Genomic DNA, 22570 nt, shown 5'->3' with positions numbered 1-22570 from the left:
ACTTGATGCAAATAACATGGAAGAAGGTCACCGGAGTTGGTTTATTTGTTGTTTTAATTGGTTATCTAGTGAGTGTGTGGTGGAGTATCGAACCCGATACCCTGACTCCACAACAGCTGACGGCCACAGAGAAGAATGTCGTGGGTTATGCAACCACCACGTCGTTGATCCTGACCGTTGAAACATTGCTGGATAAGCAGGGTGGTTGGTTATCAAACGATGTGATGCCCCCTTCAATCTTTATGGATAACATGCCCGCGTTTGAGTACGGCGCTTTAGAGCAAGTTCGTGATTTAGCGCTGATTATGCGTAAAGAGTTTAGCCGCTCCCAGTCTCAATCCGCTGCGGATAAAGACCTAAGTGAGGCGCAGGCTAAGCTGAACATCGACCATACCAGCTGGTTAGTGCCTAGCGCTGAGAGTGAATACCGCGATGGCGTTAAGCTGCTCAAGCTATATCGCGCGCGGATGATGGATCCAAACAATCAGGATGCTCAGTTTTACGCCCGTGCCGACAACCTCAACGAGTGGCTCAAAGAAGTCCAAAAACGCTTAGGCAGCATGTCTCAACGTTTATCGGCGAGTGTCGGGCAGGAGCGATTAAATACCGATTTAGCCGGCGACAATGCTGCGCGCCAATCGACCCCGAATTTAGCCAGCCATCAGGTGAAAACCAGCTGGTGGAAAATTGATGATGTGTTCTATGAGAGCCGTGGTGCCTCGTGGGCACTGCTGAATTTTATGCGTGCAGTCGAGGTCGACTTTGCTGACGTATTGAAAAAGAAAAATGCTGAGGTCAGCCTGAAACAGATCATTCGTGAGCTGGAGGCAACTCAACAAACGGTTTGGAGCCCTGTGGTACTTAATGGCAGTGGTTTCGGTCTAGTCGCTAATCATTCATTGGTTATGGCTAACTATGTGTCCCGTGCGAATGCCGCGGTGATTGATTTAACGAACTTGCTATCTCAAGGTTAATTATGAAAAAAACACTCCTCGCCAGTGCGGTATTAGGATGCTTAATGGCCACTTCTGCCCAAGCGGCTACTGTGGTTGGATTCAAAATTGGTGGTGATTACTGGCGCGCCGATACCAGCGGTACTTTTGCCGACAAAGGTCAACCACAACAAGGTTTTGACTACAGCTCATCGGCACAAGGCAGCTATTGGGTTGCGGTTGAGCATCCGCTGCCATTTATCCCGAATCTTAAAATTCGTGAAAATAGCTTAGATCAGAAGGGCAGTCTGACGAATGCAGACTTTACCTTCAATGGTCATGATTTTACTGGCAATGTGACCAGCTATACCGATCTGAGCAATACTGATTTTGTGTTGTATTACGAGTTGCTGGATAACGACATTCTGTCTTTGGATCTCGGTGCCGCCTATAAGCTGATGAATGGCTCTCTGCGCGTTCAAGACGCGGGTCACCCTGAAGAGAAAGACGTCGATAGCGGCATTGTGATGGGTTATGCCAGCACGCATGTGAGTATGCCTGGCCTAGGTTTATTCGGTTTTGCGGATTTAATGCTTGGGGTAAACGAGTCTAACGTACACGACTATGCCATCGGCTTAGGCTGGGAGTTTGACGGCGTGGCGGTGGATACCCGTGTACGCGTTGGTTACCGTGAGTTTGCCTTTGATGTGAATAATTTCTCTGGTATCAGCGCCGATACCAAGTTTGACGGTTATTTCGCAGGTGTAGAAATTGATTTCTAAGCGTTAACGCTAATGAATCAGCCATAAAAAAAACCGCCATTTAGGCGGTTTTTTTATGGGATGTATCGCTATCTTATTCGGCCTTTAGACCGTTGTTGATAGAGATAACATCGTCTTCATTTAAGGTGCCAGCAGCTTGTTTCAACGCAATAATTGAGTTGATGTAGCTATAACGTGCATCCGACAATTTACGTTTTGAGTCGTACAGGTCACGGGTACGGTTCAGTACGTCAACAATAGTACGAGTACCAACTTCGAAGCCCGCTTGTGTTGCCTTTAACGCACTTTCAGATGAAATCACTGACTGCTCATAAGCACGGATTGAGCTGATAGAAGCGCCTACGTTGTTATAGTTGTTACGAACGTTTTTCACCACACTACGGTAGGTTTGCTCTAACTTCTCGCTCGCTTCCACGTATTGGAATTGTGCTTCTTTGACCTGTGAGGTGACTTTAAAGCCTTCAAAAATAGGAATGCTTAAGTTCACACCAACGTTCACATTGTCAAAATCAGGCTCATTCACGTCGCCAGTTTTTTGCTCTAACCCTTTGTTATAGCCAGCGTTTAGGCTAAGAGATGGCATATGGCCCGCTTTGTAGAGGCTGATGGTCTCTTGGGCGATATCTTTACCGATGCGTTGAGTCATCAAATCGACGCTGTTGGTTTCAGCAATCTTTAGCCACTCACTCGATGAGGTCGGTGCTGGCGTTACCGCGGAGAAACGGTTGGTGTCGAGCACGTTAATGGTCTTGTGATCGATTCCTGTGATTTCACGCAGGGCTTCGTAGCTGTTGGCTAACGTGTTTTCAGCCAAAATTTCAGTAGCCGAGGCCAAGTCATACTGAGCTTGCGCTTCATGTACGTCGGTAATCGCAGTTAAACCTACGGCAAAACGTTGTTTAGTCTGCTCGAGTTGACGTTCAATCGCACGTTTCTCTGCGCCTTGGAACTCGTAGTTATCTTTCGCCGTTAACACATCAAAGTAGGCTTTAGTCACACGAGTGATCAAATTTTGCAGGGCAGAAGCGTAGTTTGAATCGGCTTGAGAAGCGGCTTTTTCGGCCAGGCTTAAACCAACCCAAGCGCTGTGATCATAGATCACTTGGTTCAGCTTTAGGCTACCGGTCAATCCACTGGTATCGCTCTTAGGATCATTCCATGCTTTGTCATAACCCACGTTAGCGCTGATTGTCGGTAACAGTGGTGCACGGTTTTGTTCGATCTTTTCAAACAAGGCATTACGTTGAGCTTGTGCTTGTAATACTAGCGGGTCGCTCGTCAGTGCTTGTTGATATATTTGCAGTAAATCATCTGCTTGAACCGCTTGAGCGGAAGCCGCGAGAGTCAATGCTGCGCATAGAGAACGGATCTTAAATTTCATTTGCTGTCCTTATTAGACAAATTCTCCAAAAGGAGAAATATGTAACTTCGTTTAGACTAAGTAATGCCTTTACCAAGGCGGTTTGCGCTTCCCGACGCTTCCCGATACAGCTAAAACTTAATGTCGTAGAGTCTAAAAACTCCCACACGTTCAAGTCAACTGCGAAGTGTAACAGATTTTATTTTAAAAATGCGCCAAATTGCCTTGATAATAGGCGAAAATTTAACGGTTAAGGATTGAAATATGAAGCCTGCTGGTTTTTCGAAAACAGATGTTGAAATTCTCGAGACAAAGTCGCTGTATCAGGGCTTTTTTGCCTTGGAGCAGTTTACTTTCAAGCATAAGCTTTTTGCTGGTGGTTGGAGCCAACCTGTGACCCGTGAAGTGTTTGAACGCGGCCATGCCGTGGTGGTTCTTCCCTATGATGTCGCGCGTGACAAGATTGTTTTAATTGAACAAATTCGTTTCCCTGCATTAGCGACCTCTAAATCTCCTTGGCTAATGGAGTTGGTCGCGGGTATGATTGCGCCCGACGAAACGCCACAGGATGTCGCACACCGCGAACTGCTCGAAGAAACAGGCTTAACCGCCCGTAATATGCATTTTGTGAATAGTTATTTGGCAAGTCCAGGTGGCAGTACGGAACGTTTCTATTTCTATTGGGCCGAGGTGGATTCATCCCAGGCGCAAGGTCTGCACGGATTAGCTGACGAACACGAAGATATTCGATTGCATGTGTTAGACCGTGAGGATGCCTATAATGAGGTCGTCAACGGGGCAATAGACAATGCTTCGACCGTAATTGGATTGCAGTGGTTGCAATTAAACCATCAGCAACTGGTTAAAGTTGGATAAAGGTTTGGCTATTTCAACATCACACCGAAAACCGCGCTACCAACCTAACGTGAGCGACTTTTTAGCGCTATGCGGGCGTAACTACGGCTATATGCAAAAGTGGTTACCGCTCGATATAGAGGTGGGGCAGTCTTGGCAGCTCGAAGGTGAAGCGGGTGTATTAGTAATCCGTATTTTAGAAAATACCAAATACACTCAATTAGTTGAGATCTCACGACCAGTTAAAATCATGGAGTTTATTAATACTCCCAAGGTGTTAGTGAGAATTTATCATGATGCTAAATTAGCAGAAGTGTTAACTGGTCAACAGATTTACCAATTGCGCCCAGTGTATGATTACCCCAATTTACGCATGTATCATAGCGATGAAAAGTACCAGGTTAATGCATTCCTGGGGGAGTTATTGAAGATTGGCTGCCAACAACGTTTGGTGTGTCAGTCTTAGAATTGGGTATTCAATGTGCTGAAAGAGGCAGTCTCTTACTCCATAGCTGAAGAAGAAAGTGTGCGCATAGTGCAAGTCACTGATCCGCACCTTTTTGCCGATCCTGAGGCTCAGTTATTAGGGGTCAACACCAGTAAAAGTTTTGCTGCTGTGCTTAATACGATTCGTGCTGTCGACTATCCAGCGCATCTGATGTTAGCCACGGGCGATTTAAGCCAAGATTATTCCCCTGAATCCTATCGTCAATTCGTGGCCGCTGTGGCGCCACTCAACTTACCTTGCCATTATCTTCCGGGTAATCATGATGATCCGCGGATTATGTTTTTGCATATGCAGGGTGAGCGGATTTTCGGTCAGCAGCGTATCTTGGTCGGAAAATGGCAAATCCTGATGCTGGACTCCACCGTTCGGGGAAAGCCCGGCGGCAATATGGCCGAGAGTCAATTCGAACTCATTGAACAGGCCATAGCCGCACATCCAGACCGTCATACCTTATTGGTGATGCACCATAACCCTATCTTGGTGAACTGTGCTTGGTTAGATCAACATTGCATGGATAACGGTACTGAGTTTCTCCGACGTGTCGCCCAATACCCGCAGGTAAAAGGGTTACTCTGGGGACATGTGCACCAACAGTTGGATACCGATTACGATGGCCCCCATGGCGCGCTGCAATTAATGGCAACGCCTTCTACTTGTATCCAGTTTAAACCGCAATCGCCTTATTTTGCCCTCGATGGATTGCAACCGGGTTATCGTTTGCTGGAGCTCAAGGCCGATGGTAGCATCTGCACTAATGTGTATCGCGTGCCGGGAAATCTGTTTTCCCCCGATAAAGATTCCAGCGGTTATTAACGCGAGTGACCGCAGCTTGAGGAACTATGCTGCTCTATATTCACGGATTCAACAGTTCACCTTTCTCCGATAAAGCGGTGATGACGGCGCAATATATCGCCGAGCATCACCCTTCCTTAGTATTCCATCAACCGCAATTACCCAATACTCCCAAGGCCGCAATGGCTTTGCTGCTGCAATATGTTGAGGCTGCTAAGCAAGCGGGCGAGCCGCTTAACTATATTGGCTCGTCCCTTGGTGGCTATTTTGCGAGTTACTTGGCCGAGCATTATGGTGGCCGTGGCGTGTTGGTGAATCCGGCCGTCAAACCCTTTGAGCTGTTTGATGAGTTTATGGGGCCGCAATTTAACCCTTATACCGAAGAGCATTATCAGGTATTGCCGGAGCATAAGCAGGAAGTGGCTGAATTTAATACGGCTGTTATCCGCAATCCCGATCGTTTTTTGGTACTATTGCAAACGGGCGATGAAGTGCTGGATTATCGCGAAGCACTGCATAAGTACCACCATTGCCAATTACGGATCGAAGTCGGTGGCGATCACAGTTTTGTGGGTTATGAGCGATATCTGCAAACTGTAAGCCAATTTTTACACTTACCTTGACAAATAGTCATCCAGAGCCGCAACATGGCCGGATATAACAACTTATAGCGTACACTATGACTAATCAATACACCTCTGACGCCATTGAAGTTCTTAACGGACTCGACCCAGTTAAACGCCGTCCAGGTATGTATACCGATACCACCCGACCTAACCACTTAGGCCAAGAGGTCATAGATAACAGTGTGGACGAGGCTTTAGCGGGCCACGCCACTAAAATCGAAGTTGTGCTCCATACCGATAACTCTCTGGAAGTCACCGACGATGGTCGGGGGATGCCGGTCGATATTCACCCTGAAGAAGGCATTCCCGGGGTCGAGCTTATCCTCACTAAACTGCATGCGGGCGGCAAATTTTCGAATAAGAATTACCAATTCTCCGGTGGTTTGCACGGTGTGGGGATTTCGGTGGTTAACGCCCTGTCTCGTCGCGTCGAAGTGACGGTACGCCGTGATGGCCAAGTGTATGATATTGCTTTTGAAAATGGCTTTAAGGTTGAAGAGTTAAAAGTCACTGGTACTTGTGGTCGTCGCAATACTGGTACTCGAGTACATTTCTGGCCCGACGCCAGCTATTTTGATTCGGCCAATTTCTCCAACTCCAAACTCATCTATTTGCTGCGCGCCAAGGCCGTGTTGTGTCCGGGCCTGAGGATCAAATTTACCAATAAACACACCAACGAAGTCCATGAGTGGTACTACGAGAGTGGTTTAACGGATTATCTCAAGGCGGCGGTTGGCGATAACCTCATGCTGCCAGAAGAGCCTTTTATCGGCAGCTTTAAGGGACAAATTGAATCCGCGGATTGGGCGATTACTTGGTTGCCCGAAGGTGGCGATGCGATTAACGAAAGCTATGTTAACTTGATCCCAACGCCATTGGGTGGAACCCACGTGAATGGTTTCCGCCAAGGTTTGCTGGAATCGATGCGTGAGTTTTGCGAGTTTCGCAATCTGATCCCCCGCGGTATCAAGCTGTCGCCTGAGGATATTTGGGATCGCGCTGCCTTCATTCTCTCGGTGAAGATGCAAGATCCGCAATTTGCTGGCCAAACCAAAGAGAAACTCTCGAGCCGTCAAAGCTCGGCCTTTGTTTCTGGCATTGTGCGTGATGCGTTTTCATTGTGGCTAAACTCGAATACCGAATTGGCCGAGTCGCTGGCGGAAATGTGTATCAACAACGCCCAGCGCCGCTTAAAAGCCGCGAAAAAAGTCGCCCGTAAAAAAGTCACTTCTGGCCCGGCATTACCGGGTAAATTGACCGACTGTAGCGGCCAAGATCCGATGCGCGGCGAACTCTTCTTAGTGGAAGGGGATTCTGCGGGCGGCAGTGCCAAACAGGCGCGTGACCGTGAATTCCAAGCGATTATGCCGCTGCGTGGTAAAATCCTAAATACTTGGGAGGTTGATGCCTCTCAGGTGCTGGCCTCGCAGGAAGTGCATGATATCTCGGTGGCGATTGGTTGCGATCCCGACAGCAACGATATCTCCGAGTTAAGATATGGCAAGATTTGTATTCTCGCCGACGCGGACTCCGACGGGCTACATATTGCAACTTTACTCTGCGCTCTGTTTCTGAAACATTACCGTGTGCTGGTCGAACAGGGCCATGTATATATCGCTATGCCACCGCTGTTCCGTATCGATATAGGTAAGGATGTTTACTACGCCTTAGATGAGGCTGAAAAAGAAGGTATTCTCGACCGTATTACTGCCGAGAATAAAAAGGGTAAGGTCCAAGTTACACGCTTTAAAGGTCTGGGTGAGATGAACCCGCTGCAATTGCGTGAAACGACTATGGATCCAAACACTCGCCGTTTAGTTCAGTTAACCATTGATGATGTAGAAGAAACAGACTCACTGATGGATATGTTGCTGGCTAAGAAACGTTCGCCCGATCGTAAAACTTGGCTCGAGGATAAGGGTGACATGGCGGTACTTTAATGTTGTGCACTATTGCCGATAACAATAAAACTTAGGCATAAAGAAAATTACCATGTTGTATATAAAAACTAATAATTATAAATATTTAAGGGTGTTCTCTGCCTTCTGGACCCTACTGGCGAGTCTGGCATTATTAACAAGTCAGACGGCGATAGCGGGGTCTCAGTCGATCATGATTACCGTGTCGAAGGGATTTGGTTTATCCCTTTATGCCTCCGATCTCGGGGATGCAAAACAGATTGCCATGGGCTCAAATGGCACGCTATTTGTGGGTTCCAATAAAAGTGGCACAGTGCATGCGCTCGTTGATAGCAATCAAGATGGTCGTGTCGACAAACGTTATGTGATTGCGAAAGGGCTCGAATCCCCCGACGCGATAGCCTTCCATAATGGCGATCTTTTTGTTGCAACCGAAAACCGTATCGTACGTTTTATTGATATCGAGCAGCGCTTGCGCCGTCCGACTCGCCCGAAAGAGATCTACAGCGATCTGCCAGAATCTGATAAGAAAAGTGCCCGAGCGATGAATTTTGGCCCCGATGGCCGCTTGTATGTCTCCATCGGTGCCCCGTGCAACGTGTGTGAGGCGAGTGCGCCCTACAGCAGCATAATTGCGATTAATGTCGATACTGGAGCAAGTGAGCAGATTGCTTTAGGCGTACGTGATGCGACCGGATTTGACTGGTCTCCCCAAGATGGCAAGTTATGGTTTGCCGACCAAGGCCGTGATTGGATGGGGGATAATTTACCGCCCGATGAAATCAACCGGGTCGATGTGATTGGCAGCCATTATGGTTTCCCGTATTTGCACGCTTCGTCTGTAGTCGAGCCTGCCTACGAAAAACCTAAAAATTTAAAAATTACCGTCCCAGTGTATGAACTGCCGGCCCATGTTGCACCGACGGGCCTTGCGTTTTACCGCGGTAAGCAATTCCCTGAGATCTACCATAATCAATTGTTTGTTGCTGAAAATGGTTCTTGGAACCGTTCAAGCAAAGTGGGTTATCAGATCGTCATGTTGAAACTCGAGAATGAGCAAGTTGTCAGCCGTGAAACCGTAGTGAGTTTTCTTGATGGCGAGTTTCCCGTTGCCCGTCCCTATGCCTTGTTATCGGGGGAAGATGGCGCAATGTACATCTCGGATGATTTGAAAGGTAACCTGTATCGGCTGTTCTATAAGGATGGCGATAATATTGAAGAACCACAGGAACTAGAAGAAAATGAGTGACGCGATCAAGTTAAGCTTAGATGGCGTAGAGCAGATGCCCCTGCGGCGCTTTACCGAAGAAGCTTATCTGAACTATTCCATGTACGTCATCATGGACCGAGCCTTGCCCCATATCGGTGACGGGCTTAAGCCGGTGCAGCGGCGGATTATTTATGCCATGAGTGAGCTAGGGTTATCGGCTCAGTCAAAACATAAAAAATCAGCCCGTACCGTCGGTGACGTACTCGGTAAGTACCATCCCCATGGCGACAGCGCGTGTTATGAGGCTATGGTACTGATGGCGCAGCCATTTTCTTACCGTTATCCGCTAGTCGATGGTCAAGGCAACTGGGGTGCGCCAGACGATCCTAAGTCCTTCGCCGCGATGCGTTATACCGAGGCGCGCCTGTCTAAGTTCTCCGAAGTATTATTGTCTGAGCTGGGACAAGGTACGGTCGAGTGGGGCGCTAACTTCGATGGCACCTTAAAAGAACCTAAAGTGCTGCCTGCACGTTTACCGCATATTTTACTCAATGGCATCACGGGTATCGCTGTCGGTATGGCAACGGATATTCCGCCCCATAATGCCAGAGAGTTAGTCAATGCCTGTGTGGCACTGCTTGACGATCCTAAACTCGAACTTGAGCAGTTGATGGGCTATGTGCCAGGGCCTGATTACCCGACCGAGGCCGAAATCATCACGCCAGCGGCCGACATTGCCAAAGTCTATGAAACGGGCCGTGGCTCTATAAAAGCCCGCGCCGTGTATAGCGTCGATGCCGGTGAGATAGTGATCACCGCGCTGCCACACCAAGCCAGTAGCGGTAAAATTTTAGAGCAGATCGCCGCCCAGATGCAGGCGAAAAAGCTGCCTATGGTGGCCGACTTACGTGATGAGTCTGATCACGAAAACCCTGTGCGACTAGTGGTGGTGCCGCGTTCAAATCGCGTCGATTGCGATCAACTGATGGCGCACTTGTTTGCGACCACAGATCTTGAGAAAAGCTTTAGGGTAAACCTGAACGTCTTGGGCCTAGATGGTCGTCCACGCGTCAAAGGATTAAAAGAGCTATTAACCGAATGGTTAGAGTTCCGTGTCGATACCGTAAGACGTCGTCTCGAGTATCGCCTCGATAAAGTCTTAGCACGGTTACATATCCTCGAAGCCTTGATGATCGCCTTCCTCAATATCGATGAAGTGATTGAAATCATTCGTTTCCACGATGAGCCAAAGGCCGAGTTAATGGCGCGCTTTAACCTGACGGATAGGCAAGCCGAAGCCATCCTCGAGTTAAAATTACGTCACTTAGCCAAGCTAGAAGAGTTTAAAATCAAGGCCGAGCAGGATGAGCTTGAGGCCGAGCGTGACAAATTAGAGCAGCTATTAAGCTCTGATCGCCGCTTAAAAACCTTGATCAAGAAAGAATTAATTCAAGATGGCGAAACCTATGGTGACGATCGCCGCTCACCGATTGTTGAGCGCCATGAGTCCCGCGCCTTAACTGAGCAGGAGCTGACGCCGAGCGAGCCAGTGACTGTAGTGTTATCTGAAAAAGGCTGGGTGCGTTGCGCTAAGGGCCATGATATCGACGCCGAGTCTTTGTCCTATAAGGCGGGCGATCAATATCTATGCAGTGCGATGGGGCGCAGTAATCAGGCGGCGGTATTTATTGATTCATCGGGACGAGCCTTTGCGACCGACAGTCACAGCCTGCCATCGGCGAGAAGCCAAGGCGAGCCCATCACCACGCGCTTTAATATGGCACCGGGTGAAACCATGCAGCATGTGATTTTGGGTGAAGACGAGCAATGTTTCCTGCTCGCCACCGATGCAGGTTACGGTTTTATCTGTACTTACAACGATATGGTGTCACGTAACAAGGCGGGTAAAGCCCTGTTAAGCTTACCGACGAATGCCAAGTCTTTGCCGCCGAGACCGATTGACCGCAATCGCGAGATGTCGATTCTTGCCATCACCAATGAAGGACGTATGTTACTGTTTTCATTGGAAGCATTGCCACAGTTGTCTAAGGGTAAGGGTAACAAGATTATCGGTATTCCGAGTGAGCGCGCTAAGAATCGTGAAGAGCTGATGACTCACTTACAACTTGTGCCTGCTGACACTTCGGTCACCCTATGGGCGGGTAAGCGTAAACTCACCTTAAAACCGAGCGATTTAGAGCATTATCGGGGTGAACGTGGCCGCCGTGGCGCCAAGTTACCGCGCGGATTACAACGTGTTGATAGCGTTGAATTAGGCGAAGGTGCAGAGGTTTTACCTAGCATTTAACGCTCATTTGAGCTTGCGTAAGAGTTAGTCGCAACAAGTTAATAAAAGCCACTTAAGTGTCACTTGAGTGGCTTTTTTATGACAATCACTCGGCACTTTGTACTAAATTTGAGGTATAAAAAAACCTACTGCAAGCGGTAGGTTTTTTTCGCTAATATCTTTTAAGGATATTAGAAGTCGTAACGTACACCTACAGAGAATACGTTGTCGTCTTCTAAGTCAAACTTAGCACCAGTAGTGTCTTTGTAGTCGCCTTTGTACATTGAGTACTGGCCATACACCATAGTTGATTTAGATAAGCGGTAGTCAGCACCTAGGTTAACGTTTTGTACGCTGATATCATCGGCGCCAGCTTGACCTAATGCTTTGTAGTATTTACCGAAACCAGCTTCATCGTAGCCGTATTCAGCTTTCAGGTTCACACCGTTCAGATCGTAAGATACGTTCACGAAGTAAGTGTTACCGTCGATAGCGCTATCAGTTACTTTTTCAGAGTTTTGGAATAAACCACCGAGTTTGAACTGACCTAATTTAACTTGAGCTACACCACGGTATGCATCAACTGCATCGATACCTTTGTTGTAAGCAACAGCTACGTAGTAGTTTTGTTCTTTGAACTTGCTATCACCCAGAGTCGCGCTCAGAGCGTATAAGCTTTCGTTAGTTTTAGCTGTAGTGTCGTTATCGTCGAACAGGTAAGTTGCGTTTAACGTCACTAAGTTAGCGATTTTTGGAGAGTAATACCAAACACCGTCAGCGCTACGAGTTTGAGCGCTAATTAAACGGTCGATATCCGCGTTGGTGTTACCGAAAATATCCACGCCGCCTTCAGCTTGCTTGAATACTGTGTCGTTACGACCCACTAATACAGTACCTGCATTAGTTTTTAAACCTAAGTAAGTGTTACGAGCTTTGAACACGTCACCTGAGCCAGAAGTGTTTTCAACTTGGAATTCCATTTGATAAACAACGTCATAGCCATCAGCAATCTTCTCAGTACCTTTAACACCTAATAAAGAGAAGTTGTTTTCTAAGTAAGTGCCGCTTTCACCTAAATCAACACCGTTTGTGCCAGATTGTAGAGTTGCACCTGTTTCAGTATTAGTTACAGCAAGCTCTAAACGACCGTAGAAGCTTGGGCCTTCGGCTAGCGCGCCGAATGAAGCCAGTGCCAGTACTGATGCAACTGATGCAGAGATGAATGTCTTTTTCATGTTTTGTGCTCCCTCGAACCTAAGTTCTTTTCCATTTTTCATGGTTTTTGTGTGGTTTAACACATTTGTTACTGGAATCGGTAACAAAGTTGCCGCCGATTTTTACAGTTTTACGACTTGCAGGCTGTGTTGCAGATCATGTTTTTGGCTCTCCTTGTCCATATTCGGGGTTTTTTAGGATATTTCCTTATATCTCAACCGCAAATTGGAGTGAAAGTGGTAAAACAGTATTTTTCACTTACTACTAAAGAGGTAGGTAAAGCGCTGTGGCTTAAGTGAGTCGGCGAGGCTAACTGTAGCATATACTAATGTTGTCGCAAGTTTGTCATAAATGGGGCGGGAGAATGCTATTTAGTATGAGATACAATAAAAAAGCGGCCAAAGCCGCTTTTTTATCAAATATTATCTGTTTCGAATTAGAATAATACTATTAAAAATCAATACGTAAACCTACAGTAAACACGTTGTCGTCTAGGTCTTGTTTTGTACCTGCTAGCATAAGGTCGCCGTCGAAGCGAGTGTAGTGACCATAGACCATAGTCTTAGTGCTAAGTCGGTAATCTGCGCCTACTGTGAGCTGTTGAAGGTCGACATCACTCACTTGTTCGAGGTTACCGCTGTCTTGGCTGCCGACAAAACGGCTGACATATTTGCCTAAACCAGAGTCATCTTTGCCGTAAACCAGCTTGAGTTTCAAATCATCCATCAGATAAGCAGCATTCACAAAATAGGTCTCACCCGAGAGATTTGAGAATCTGTCGTCAATATGCTCGCTGTGCTGATAAATGGCACCAAAGAGGAAATCACCAAATTTTGCTTGGGCAACACCACGGTAGGCTTCGATATTTTCGATGCCATCGTTATAGGCCGCCGCAACATAGTAATTATGGGTTTTAAAGGTCTTGTCGCCTAAAGTGGCGCTTAAGGCATACATTTGATCTTGGCTATAAACTTCGTTGCCTTGGCTATCGCGTTGATCGTAGTTGTCACTCATCAGATAGGTAGCGTTGAGAGTGATAAGATCGGCGATCTTAGGCGAATAATAGGAAATACCATCGGCAGAGCGCGTTTGGCCTGCCAATAACAGGTCGATATCGGCGTTGGTGTTGCCAAACAAATCAAAACCGCCTTCGGACGCTTTAAATACTGTATCGTTACGGCCCGCTAAAACGGTACCCGCTACACTTCTCACCCCGAGGAAGGTGTTACGCGCATTGAAGGTTTTATTCGAGTTATCAAAGTTTTCTACGCCAAATTCCATTTGATAGATGATATCAAAGTAGGGGCTTACGCTTTCAGATCCTTTGACACCCACCCAAGAAAAGTTGTTTTCGAGTACTGTGCCATCTTTCTGATTTTGAGCGGCGTAACCTTTTTCTGAGTCGGTGATACTCAGGTCGACATGGCCGTAAAATTCTGGGCCATCGGCCAGGGAGTTAAATGAGCAAAATGCGAGACTAGCGGCAATCGCTGGAGTGAGCAGATTCTTTTTCATCTTCATTTTCCTGTACTTATATCATTATTTTATGCAGCAAGAGTTATCTCTTTTTACTGCGGAGTGTGGAGCTTTGGTGCTGCGCAGTGTGACAGGCAAACGAATTAAAAATGTGATCTTGATCACTTGGCGCTGAAATGGCTCTGTTTTTAACACTATGTTTTACAAGGTTAAAACGAACTTTTAATCTGAGTTTACCTAATGTATGAGCCTATGATTCAGGAAAGTGCCAATGACTACATTTGCCGCACTTTTGTATCTGAGTGCTACTCGGCGCACCTAGGCCGAGATAGATTTCGGTTTTTGGCCCAAATCGTATAAAATCCACGGCGCATTTTATTGCGTTACGCTGCTGTAGATTGTCTTTCACATCCTCTAAGGGCGGCCATTGTTAGTTAGATATAAGGTAAGTATTGATGACTGAAGCCTATCAGAATCGCTTTGGTGGCATTGGCCGCTTGTACGGGCAAAAGGCGCTCGCTAAATTTGCCGCCTCCCATGTGGTGGTGATTGGCATTGGTGGCGTTGGCACATGGGCGGCGGAGGCGTTGGCACGCAGTGGCATTGGCCAAATTACCCTGATTGATTTGGATGATATCTGCGTAACGAACACGAACCGTCAAATTCATGCTCTGTCATCGACGATTGGCGAGTCTAAAGTGGCTGTGATGGCGCAGCGGATCCGTGCGATCAATCCCGATTGCCAAGTCAATGAGGTGGAAGACTTTATTACTGTCGATAACCTTAGTGAGTATTTGCTCGGGTCAAAAGCTGGTGGCAATATCGATTATGTGGTTGATTGTATTGATGCGGTTAAACAAAAGGCGGCGTTGATTGCTTGGTGTAAACGTCAAAAAATTAAGATAGTGACCGTTGGTGGCGCGGGCGGCCAAACCGATCCAACACAGATCCAGCTTACCGATCTGGCTAAAACTTACCAAGATCCTTTACTGGCAAAAGTGCGTAATATTTTGCGCCGCGAATATAACTTTTCCAAAAATGTGCAGCGCCGTTTTGCCGTCGATGCTGTGTTTTCCAGCGAGCAATTAGTTTATCCCCAAGCCGATGGTTCCGTGTGTAGCAGTAAAGCGACGGCCGATGGTTCTATGCGTATGGATTGTGCCTCTGGCTTTGGTGCCGTCACTATGGTGACTGGGACTTTTGGCTTTGTGGCGGCCAGCCGGGTACTTGCTAGGCTCGCTCAAATTGCAAATGAACCAACTGCGAGCGAATAAGCGGCGAATCAATAAGATAAAGACTCATCTTTAACAACAAAAATCCACAGCCATTGCTGTGGATTTTTGTTTAGTGGCACCAGTGTTTGCTTTGCTCGCCTTCTACTCGCCATCAAGCGCATCATCAAATTGTAAAGTCATGGTGTGTAGTCAGTTTAGGTGCATCGCACTGGGTAAGGGGAATGCGGATATTGAATTTAGCGCCTCCCAGTGCCGAGTCTGCTTGGTAGTTCATGGTGCCCTTTAGCAGTGTGGCAGCATTAAAGGCGGCGGATAAGCCTAAGCCTGTGCCACCTTTACTTCTGTTGGTGGTAAAGAAGGGTTCAAACATATGCTCTGCCACCTCGGGGGGGATGGCGATACCATTGTTTTCAATGCTGATATTGACATAGTCTTGCTCTAAATCCGCTGTGATCTGAATTTGGTTATTCTGCCTATCCTGGAAGGCATGGGTGAAGGCGTTGGAGAGAATATTACTAACGATTTGATTGAGCAGGCTGACATTGGTCTGGATATTGAGTGTTGGCGTAACCTGTAGCTGGGTTTGTACGCTGACCTTGGGATACATAATTAAAGTCGATTCTAGGATCTCCTTAAGCTGGCTTTGCAGATTAATGCACTGATGTTCTTCGTGGCTACGATCGATGGCGATCGTTTTAAATTTTTGGATCAGGCTGCTGGCTTTGGTGATATTACGGACGATTAGCTCACAGCTTTCTTGATACTCATCTAAGATGGCGTTGATTTCGTCGAGGGTGGCGTGTTCGCTGTGAATGAGGTCAATTAGCTCTTCGATATGGTTCAGTTGAGTGCTGGCCGCCGTCAAACAAATGCCGATCGGTGTATTGATCTCATGGGCAACCCCAGAGACCAGCCCACCCAAGGCGGCCATTTTTTCCTGCTCAACTAATACTTGCTGCGCCCGTTTTAGCGCTGTTAATGACTGTTCTAATTCTTGGGTTCTTTCTTTTACCTGTCTTGCGAGCTCTTCTTTATAGCTACGTTCGAGTTTCAGCAACCGTTCTCTGTCTTCTAAGGCGGTTTGCAGTTCGGCTTTAGAGCTTTTCAGTGCCTCAAAGGAGCTGCGAAGCTGGTCCTGCATGCTGTTGATGGCATCGGCGACTTGCTTAAACTCATCGACCTTGTCTTTACGTTCAAATTGTAGCGGTTCAAAGTCGGTATCTAAGTCGATGCGTTTGCAGTAATTGCTTAGTTTGTCGAGATGTTTAGTGATGTTGTACCAGACGAGAAACAGGATAAATCCTGCGACTAAGAAGGTTTTAATGCCATTGGAGAGCAGAATGAGGATCGCTTTATCGTAGAGACGTTGATAGATAGCATCCATATCCACTTGCACTTCTAAACTGCCGACATTGATATTATCCGTGGGCGACTTATACACCAGAGGAAAGGTTTTACTGAGCGTGTGGTTTTGCTTTTGCTCGCCAGAATTCCATGACTGACCACTATCATCTTTGATTGAAATATAATTGATATCAGGTAGTTGGATAAGGCCATTTAGTTGAGTATTAATCAGTCTTTCATCGATAACCCAAATGCTGGCGGCGAGGACATCGAGGTTAGCTTTTTCAATATTGGAGAATACACGGTCGATGCGAGTGACATCGCCACGGTAGTCGCTGATCAGTTGGTAGGCGGTCGTCATTAAGGTAATCAGAGAGCTGAACAGCACGATAGACAAGGTGAGATGCCTGCCTATCGGGCTTTTAATAAATTGACTAAAGAATGTCAGCATCTAAATAGTCTTTATCTGATAGCGAGTTGGATGCTTATAAGCATAGACTCAAGCATCCAGATTGTGCATTTTATCCCCATGAAATATCCCGTAATTTTGACTGATACAGTGGCATCAAACTTGCTTGATGCCGTCTAAGTTCAATTTTTTGTCGCTGGGATAACATTATGATTAAACTCAAACTGGATTCAGTGAAATTGTTTAGCCCTAAAAAGATGATGTTTCGAGTCATGTTATGGCTAATGGTCAGCTGCGCTGTGTTATTGGCGATCCCATCGAATGTGCTCGCCTTGTTGGCGCTGGATAAATTCGTCCCCGAGCATGCCCATTTCGTTGGCCTAGGACTAATCATTTCAATTGCTTATTTCTTAACTCAGTTATTAAACCTTGGCTTAGATGAGTCGATTCGTCATTTAAGTGATAAACGCGTGACGGAAACGATTGAAGCTAAGGTCAACCTGATGGACCGTGCTGAGCGAGCCCTCTTGCGGGAGTTCTTTTTACAGGGCGCCACCATTTTGACATTGCCGCAAAATGAACCCGCAGTAAAAAGCTTACTGAATGCCTGCATCCTCGAATGTTTAGGCAATGAGCGCCATTATGCGATCCAAGGTCCTACGGCGGATTATAAAATTTCGATGAAGGCACGCATGTATCTGAATCGTGGAGTACTGCGTTTACCCGCGGGAGAGCCGAGTCAGGAAGAAATGCAGCACTTGATTAAAGCGCGTCCGCAGTTCTTAAATGGGGTAGTGCAAAGCCGTAAACACGCCGCTTAATGCGGGTTGTGTTCTAAAGCAGAAATCACAGGCACAAAAAATGGGGGTTAGATTAACCCCCATAACAACGTGCAATTTTTACAATGAACAGAATAACAATTTGGAAGCAAAAACTACGATTGTTGCGCGGACTTCACAATGAACATCCAAGTGATATAAGAAATTATCCCTATAGTGCTAAAGATAACGATCATTGAGAGTAAACCAATTGGGTTACCGAACATTAAATCTAACCAAAATGCCATGATTGAAATCCTCTTTCCTGTGAAGTCCCCCTTACACTAGCGCCCTTAGCGGCTGTAAATACTGATCTCGATCAATAAAAAATCGACATCTTAAAACAATGTTGTAACTACAGATTAACCCTGTGATCTGGCTCAAATTTAGCGCTAGGTAAAATATAGCTAAAGTCATTCCTTCGGGCTTTGTTTCTTGTTTCATTCGGGACTAGTCTTAAGAGTATCGAGTACGAAAAAATCATTAAATGATACAAAGATCTGTTGGTTACCAACGAGTTAGTTCTCGCAAGCAAGTGAAATAGCATTTTTGAAGGAGACAAGAATGGCTGGCATCAGTGTCCAAAAAGGCACCATGGGCTACGGTATTATTTTTGCGCCCATGGTCTTACTCTTATATCCACTCTATTGTTTAGCGACCAGTGCCCACTGGATTGCGGCGCTGTGTTTAATTGCCCTTGCAGTGATTCTCTTTTTAAATATTAACAAGTTGATCCGTAACTTACGGCACTTAGAGCGTGCGGCCCATCACTTAGGGGATGGGGATTTAAGTTATCAGCTCGATGAGAAAGATGCGGGTGTGTTTATCACGGTTGTCCACAGTATCAACCGCATGGGCGAAGATGTTAGTCGCACTATTCTCTCCCTCGTCGATACGAGTGAGTGGATGAAGAAAGTCGCGACCGATATTAAAGCGATCAGCGAGCAGGCAAAACAGGGCGTGCTCGAACAGGAGCGTCAAACCGAGTTGGCCGCAACGGCTATGACGCAGATGGTCTCCACCGTACAAGAAGTCTCACAAAATGCCGCCAGTACGGCGCGTGCGGCCGATATTGCCCAAGGCTCGGCGAAACACGGTGATGAGTTAATTGGTACTATCGTTAATAAAATCAGCGATATGAAATCGCAAATTCACCAAACTAAAGGCGTTATCGAACACCTTGCCGCCGATACCAATAGCATTAGCAGTATCATTGAAACCATCTCTCAAGTTGCAGAGCAAACAAACCTATTGGCACTCAATGCGGCGATTGAGAGTGCGCGCGCCGGTGAACATGGCCGTGGCTTTGCGGTTGTCGCCGATGAAGTGCGTAACTTAGCTAAACGTACCTCAGAGGCTACCGCCGAAATTCAACAGCAGATTACAACGTTGCAAAAGGGCGCGCAGCAGAGCGTAGAAGTGATGCTTAAGAACGTCACCATTGCCGACGAAACCGCCGTGATGGTGGAGCAAGCCCATCAAGCCCTCGGTGACATAGTGACTCAGGTTGAAAGCATTACCGATATGTCCCACCAAATCGCAACGGCTTCGGAAGAGCAACATGCAGTTGCCGAAGAAATTAACAAAAATATCAGCGTGATGGCCGATCTTGCCCTAAAAAATGCGCGCCATACCAACCACACCAACTTATCCAGTCTTAAGGTGTATAACATGTCACAGGAAATTGGCTCCCTGCTGCATCGATTCCATGTCGATGCTAAGATGTTTAATTCGAGCCAAGCCCAAAGTAAGTTATTCGTGAAATGGGGGCAAGAGCTTGATATCGGCATGCCAGAGATTAACCGTCAGCACCAACGCTTAGTCTCATTAATCAATGAATTACACCGGACGTTAAGTGAGGCATATGGGCTTGAGGCGATTAAGCGTATCGTCCAAGGGCTGGTGGATTACACCGCGAACCATTTCTCCTATGAAGAAGAATTGTTTGCACGTTTTGGCTATCCCCAAACCGTGGCCCACAAGGAAAAGCATGCCCAGCTGGTGGGTCAAGTGCTTGATTTTCAAAAGAGGGTAGCTAGAGGTGAAGATGTAGCCGATGAACTCATGGCATTTTTAAAAGCTTGGCTAGTCAATCATATTCAAAAGAGCGATAAGGAATACACCCAATTTTTACTCGCCCATGGCGCCGAATAACCGGCCTTGGTTTATCAGAGTTGGATTTTTGAGCGGTTAAAACTAATTTACTATCCTGCCTTTGAAAAGGGCTTGCCATTGTCAAAGGCAAAGGTATAATTCCCAGCACTTAGAGCCAGCTGCTTGTTTTTGTTAGCTCTAATTTTGATAATGCCAGAGTGGTGAAATCGGTAGACACAGCGGATTCAAAATCCGCCGCCCTTAAAAGCGTGACGGTTCGAGTCCGTCCTCTGGTACCATCCCTTCCAAAGGGACTCAAACCGACCTAGAGTCGGTTTTTTTGTGTCTAAAATCTGCTCGTTAGCATCTATTTTGCTTTTTCACTCGCCGCTTTTTTTGTTTGCATTCGGTACTGTTTTAAAGCAAACACTATGGTCTTAAGCCTTGTGCACGTTTTCACTGCCATTTGACATGTCAAAGAGATGAATTAATCAAGTTAGCTAAGTTCTGTCAGGCTCCATCCTTTATCGGGGCGATCGTGAGAATATTGGCAGCGCGTTTTCCCAGCTTAGTCACAACTATGTTTCGCTCTACATCGATGGAAAGGCTTCGGTGAATTTTAATACTGCCCTTTGCAAAGGATTGAATTTCCTGCTCAGTACCGTCTTTCCAGTAAATCAGCTTGTCAGCATCTTTATCTCTTTTGATGAAATAGATTCCCCCATCTTGATAGACCCAGTTCCCCCAGTCATCTGCTGCCAATGCGGGGATTAGGTTTTCATCCACTCCCGATGCGGTTTGTCGCCATAATCCAGCAGTGTTAGGGCGCGTGTAGTACAAGGTGTTTTTAATATAGATACCATATTGGCCACCTGCGCGGGTCAGTTGTTCGAAGCTGCGCGACTTAATATCGTACCGCCAGAGTTGCCAATCACCGCCACGGTTGCTGGAGACCATTATGGTGTTTGTGGAATCCGCCCACACAGGATTTCGATATTGAAAACCATCCTGCAATAAGGTTTTTTGTTCTCTGGAGGAGACTGCAGTCTGAATGACTTTAGGTTTTTCATTGGCAGAATCCACCACGGTTAAGATGCTGTGTCCGTCCGGGGACCAGGAGGCTAAATCGGGTAAGCCTTGTGAGTTGGTGAGCTGAAACGCTTGTCTGCCAAATGTATCGCTGACCCAAATCTCAAATTTCCCGCTGCGATTGGATAGAAAGGCAAGTTGTTGGCGGTCGGGTGAGATGACGCCATATAAGTCTCGCCCTGTCGACTCGATAACTTGTTCTTTAGCGTCATGTATGTAGACCAATTGCTCCTGAGATGCATGTTTTACATAGGCATAGGATTTAGATTGTGGCAGCGCGACAATGTTAAAAGGTGTTTGGTCACGGTGCACAAACTCAATGTCGGCGCTGGCGACGAGGTAACGCCAATAGGCGTGTCCACCATCACGAACGGAGTTGAATACTATGCCTTTATCATCGATATCCCAAGTCAGTCCGTGTATAGGAACCTCATCATGGGTTAACCGTTGTACCTGTTCCCCGAATGGCAGTAAGTATAAATCATAGGTAAATGTGCCCAGCGCTCTGATAAATGCGAGGGTGTCGGAGGCATGTGCCCAAGCTAATTGGTGATCCCGCTCCCCTTGTTTGGGAAAGCTGACTTGGGTTTTCTTTCCACTCGATAACTCATATAGGAAGACGGCGGTATTGCCCGACGCTGTGGCATCTATGAGGGCTAAAAACTTTCCGGATGGGGACCAATCTAGCGCCTTATGGTACCGCTCTTGAACGCAGCTTGTGAGCTTTCGCTCCTGGACGGTTTTGAGTTCTTTAATCCATACCTCACAGGCTCCAGAATCATCCAATCTCAAATACGCTATCTGCTTGCCATCCGGCGACCAGGTGGGAGTCGTTTCATTGAATTCACTAAAACTCAACTGGCGTAGTGTGGCATTGGCCTCTGTGAGTGATTGCACAAAAATTCTGGCGGGTTCGTTGTCCTTCATCCACATAAACGCCAACGACTTACCGTCGGGTGAGACTGATGGCGTTTCTTCAATGCCTTCAAGATAACTAATAGGTTCGGGTTTAGAGTAACGAATGACGGACGCAGCTGGCTCGCGGGTCACAAAATAAGACACCATCAAAAGGAAGAGCACTGCCAAAGTCGCAGCGACTAGCATCATGGTGCGAAAGTTTACGCGTGATCGCTTGCTTGAAGGCAAGGTATCAGGTTTGAACGATTCGGTGGGCCTAGAGACTGGTAACAATAGCTGATAGCCCGTTTTGGAGATGGTGTTGATACTTCGCTCATCGCCTTCATCCAGCAGTTTTCTTAGGGCGTAAATGGCATTGGTGATACCTCGAGTTCCCACCGAGACATTACCAGCCCACACGTCTTCAATCAGTTCATTACGGGTGACAGTGTGATCTGCTGAGGTCACCAATTTTAACAGCACCTCAAACACCTTAGGTGGCAAGGATTCTTCAATCAACTGATGCTGTTCATCGTAACGGATGAGTTTTAGCTCGCGGGCAACAATCCACCACGTACCAACTCGATAATCACCGAGCTTCATTCCCCTAAACACCTACATTACCCGCTGCTTGATTAGACGAGACATTAATAATGACTGCGCTAGACAAGTCAACTTTTAACATATTAGTCGATACACATTGTTACGTATTCATTGGCTGT

The 22570-nt window shown here is 46.7% G+C and carries 18 protein-coding genes and 1 tRNA gene; 13 read left to right on the top strand and 6 right to left on the bottom strand.

Annotation, left to right across the window (positions count from 1 at the left end; translation table 11 throughout):
• The first annotated feature begins 5 nt into the window (after positions 1–5).
• Together L2713_RS01785 and L2713_RS01780 are read left to right on the top strand one after the other, a co-directional pair.
• Complete coding sequence (locus tag L2713_RS01785) at positions 6–974, top strand: DUF2333 family protein (RefSeq protein ID WP_011623977.1); 969 nt, start codon at positions 6–8, stop codon at positions 972–974.
• Positions 975–976: 2 nt separating this feature from the next.
• Positions 977–1714, top strand: coding sequence for a TIGR04219 family outer membrane beta-barrel protein (locus L2713_RS01780; protein WP_041408875.1), 738 nt, complete (start codon positions 977–979; stop codon positions 1712–1714).
• A 73-nt stretch (positions 1715–1787) separates the two neighbouring features.
• On the opposite strand, the gene tolC is transcribed toward L2713_RS01780, so the two are convergent.
• Positions 1788–3095, bottom strand: coding sequence for an outer membrane channel protein TolC (gene tolC / locus L2713_RS01775; RefSeq protein WP_011623975.1), 1308 nt, complete (start codon positions 3093–3095; stop codon positions 1788–1790).
• A 243-nt stretch (positions 3096–3338) separates the two neighbouring features.
• Between tolC and nudF the strand changes: the two genes are divergently transcribed.
• From nudF to parC, 7 genes are read left to right on the top strand one after another with little or no spacing between them, the layout of a single operon-like run.
• Complete coding sequence (nudF, locus tag L2713_RS01770; protein ID WP_248966680.1) at positions 3339–3950, top strand: ADP-ribose diphosphatase; 612 nt, start codon at positions 3339–3341, stop codon at positions 3948–3950.
• 4 nt (positions 3951–3954) lie between these two features.
• Entirely contained in the window at positions 3955–4395 is a 441-nt protein-coding gene (locus L2713_RS01765; protein ID WP_248966678.1) for a DUF1249 domain-containing protein, read from the top strand.
• 15 nt (positions 4396–4410) lie between these two features.
• The gene (cpdA, locus tag L2713_RS01760) at positions 4411–5250 is read left to right on the top strand and encodes a 3',5'-cyclic-AMP phosphodiesterase (RefSeq protein WP_011623972.1); all 840 of its coding nucleotides are present in this window, start codon (positions 4411–4413) and stop codon (positions 5248–5250) included.
• A gap of 26 nt (positions 5251–5276) precedes the next feature.
• Entirely contained in the window at positions 5277–5852 is a 576-nt protein-coding gene (locus L2713_RS01755) for a YqiA/YcfP family alpha/beta fold hydrolase (RefSeq protein WP_248966676.1), read from the top strand.
• Between the two features lie 56 nt (positions 5853–5908).
• The gene (gene parE, locus L2713_RS01750; RefSeq protein ID WP_248966674.1) at positions 5909–7795 is read left to right on the top strand and encodes a DNA topoisomerase IV subunit B; all 1887 of its coding nucleotides are present in this window, start codon (positions 5909–5911) and stop codon (positions 7793–7795) included.
• 52 nt (positions 7796–7847) lie between these two features.
• Positions 7848–9023, top strand: coding sequence for a PQQ-dependent sugar dehydrogenase (locus tag L2713_RS01745; RefSeq protein ID WP_248966672.1), 1176 nt, complete (start codon positions 7848–7850; stop codon positions 9021–9023).
• Positions 9016–11292, top strand: coding sequence for a DNA topoisomerase IV subunit A (gene parC, locus L2713_RS01740; RefSeq protein WP_248966670.1), 2277 nt, complete (start codon positions 9016–9018; stop codon positions 11290–11292). Before L2713_RS01745 ends, parC begins: the two co-directional genes overlap by 8 nt.
• 170 nt (positions 11293–11462) lie before the next feature.
• On the opposite strand, the gene L2713_RS01735 is transcribed toward parC, so the two are convergent.
• On the bottom strand, positions 11463–12506 hold the full coding sequence (locus tag L2713_RS01735; RefSeq protein WP_248966668.1) for a porin: 1044 nt from the start codon (positions 12504–12506) through the stop codon (positions 11463–11465).
• 430 nt (positions 12507–12936) lie between these two features.
• Positions 12937–14001, bottom strand: coding sequence for a porin (locus L2713_RS01730; RefSeq protein WP_248966666.1), 1065 nt, complete (start codon positions 13999–14001; stop codon positions 12937–12939).
• A 416-nt stretch (positions 14002–14417) separates the two neighbouring features.
• Here L2713_RS01730 and tcdA point away from each other — a divergent pair, with 416 nt between their 5' ends.
• The gene (gene tcdA / locus L2713_RS01725) at positions 14418–15236 is read left to right on the top strand and encodes a tRNA cyclic N6-threonylcarbamoyladenosine(37) synthase TcdA (protein WP_248966664.1); all 819 of its coding nucleotides are present in this window, start codon (positions 14418–14420) and stop codon (positions 15234–15236) included.
• A gap of 124 nt (positions 15237–15360) precedes the next feature.
• On the opposite strand, the gene L2713_RS01720 is transcribed toward tcdA, so the two are convergent.
• Positions 15361–16992, bottom strand: coding sequence for an ATP-binding protein (locus tag L2713_RS01720; protein WP_248966663.1), 1632 nt, complete (start codon positions 16990–16992; stop codon positions 15361–15363).
• 167 nt (positions 16993–17159) lie between these two features.
• Here L2713_RS01720 and L2713_RS01715 point away from each other — a divergent pair, with 167 nt between their 5' ends.
• Positions 17160–17771: a superinfection exclusion B family protein gene (locus L2713_RS01715; RefSeq protein ID WP_086902005.1), complete on the top strand. Its 612-nt coding sequence runs from the start codon at positions 17160–17162 to the stop codon at positions 17769–17771.
• Positions 17772–17884: 113 nt separating this feature from the next.
• On the opposite strand, the gene L2713_RS01710 is transcribed toward L2713_RS01715, so the two are convergent.
• Complete coding sequence (locus L2713_RS01710; protein ID WP_011715898.1) at positions 17885–18016, bottom strand: DUF3149 domain-containing protein; 132 nt, start codon at positions 18014–18016, stop codon at positions 17885–17887.
• Between the two features lie 316 nt (positions 18017–18332).
• On the opposite strand from L2713_RS01710, the gene L2713_RS01705 reads away from it, so the two are divergent.
• Both L2713_RS01705 and L2713_RS01700 read left to right on the top strand, forming a co-directional pair.
• Positions 18333–19922 carry a bacteriohemerythrin gene (locus L2713_RS01705; RefSeq protein WP_248966661.1) on the top strand — a complete coding sequence of 530 codons (1590 nt, stop codon included), beginning with the start codon at positions 18333–18335 and terminating at the stop codon, positions 19920–19922.
• Between the two features lie 152 nt (positions 19923–20074).
• Positions 20075–20161 (top strand) — tRNA-Leu (locus tag L2713_RS01700).
• Between the two features lie 211 nt (positions 20162–20372).
• On the opposite strand, the gene L2713_RS01695 is transcribed toward L2713_RS01700, so the two are convergent.
• Positions 20373–22451: a winged helix-turn-helix domain-containing protein gene (locus tag L2713_RS01695; RefSeq protein WP_248966659.1), complete on the bottom strand. Its 2079-nt coding sequence runs from the start codon at positions 22449–22451 to the stop codon at positions 20373–20375.
• Positions 22452–22570: the final 119 nt, after the last annotated feature.

Source organism: Shewanella seohaensis (assembly GCF_023283775.1).
GTDB classification, from domain to species: Bacteria; Pseudomonadota; Gammaproteobacteria; order Enterobacterales; family Shewanellaceae; genus Shewanella; species Shewanella seohaensis.
This window is presented reverse-complemented; position numbering and strand designations above follow the sequence as displayed.

What these genes read in the sequence shown, in the direction of transcription:
- L2713_RS01745 (WP_248966672.1), top strand. Translation starts at nt 7,848, where the DNA reads ATGTTGTATATAAAAACTAATAATTATAAATATTTAAGGGTGTTCTCT.
- L2713_RS01785 (WP_011623977.1), top strand. Translation starts at nt 6, where the DNA reads ATGCAAATAACATGGAAGAAGGTCACCGGAGTTGGTTTATTTGTTGTT.
- nudF (WP_248966680.1), top strand. Translation starts at nt 3,339, where the DNA reads ATGAAGCCTGCTGGTTTTTCGAAAACAGATGTTGAAATTCTCGAGACA.
- L2713_RS01755 (WP_248966676.1), top strand. Translation starts at nt 5,277, where the DNA reads ATGCTGCTCTATATTCACGGATTCAACAGTTCACCTTTCTCCGATAAA.
- L2713_RS01735 (WP_248966668.1), bottom strand. Translation starts at nt 12,506, where the DNA reads ATGAAAAAGACATTCATCTCTGCATCAGTTGCATCAGTACTGGCACTG.
- parC (WP_248966670.1), top strand. Translation starts at nt 9,016, where the DNA reads ATGAGTGACGCGATCAAGTTAAGCTTAGATGGCGTAGAGCAGATGCCC.
- L2713_RS01730 (WP_248966666.1), bottom strand. Translation starts at nt 14,001, where the DNA reads ATGAAAAAGAATCTGCTCACTCCAGCGATTGCCGCTAGTCTCGCATTT.
- L2713_RS01715 (WP_086902005.1), top strand. Translation starts at nt 17,160, where the DNA reads ATGATTAAACTCAAACTGGATTCAGTGAAATTGTTTAGCCCTAAAAAG.
- parE (WP_248966674.1), top strand. Translation starts at nt 5,909, where the DNA reads ATGACTAATCAATACACCTCTGACGCCATTGAAGTTCTTAACGGACTC.
- L2713_RS01780 (WP_041408875.1), top strand. Translation starts at nt 977, where the DNA reads ATGAAAAAAACACTCCTCGCCAGTGCGGTATTAGGATGCTTAATGGCC.
- L2713_RS01720 (WP_248966663.1), bottom strand. Translation starts at nt 16,992, where the DNA reads ATGCTGACATTCTTTAGTCAATTTATTAAAAGCCCGATAGGCAGGCAT.
- L2713_RS01695 (WP_248966659.1), bottom strand. Translation starts at nt 22,451, where the DNA reads ATGAAGCTCGGTGATTATCGAGTTGGTACGTGGTGGATTGTTGCCCGC.
- tcdA (WP_248966664.1), top strand. Translation starts at nt 14,418, where the DNA reads ATGACTGAAGCCTATCAGAATCGCTTTGGTGGCATTGGCCGCTTGTAC.
- tolC (WP_011623975.1), bottom strand. Translation starts at nt 3,095, where the DNA reads ATGAAATTTAAGATCCGTTCTCTATGCGCAGCATTGACTCTCGCGGCT.
- L2713_RS01710 (WP_011715898.1), bottom strand. Translation starts at nt 18,016, where the DNA reads ATGGCATTTTGGTTAGATTTAATGTTCGGTAACCCAATTGGTTTACTC.
- L2713_RS01705 (WP_248966661.1), top strand. Translation starts at nt 18,333, where the DNA reads ATGGCTGGCATCAGTGTCCAAAAAGGCACCATGGGCTACGGTATTATT.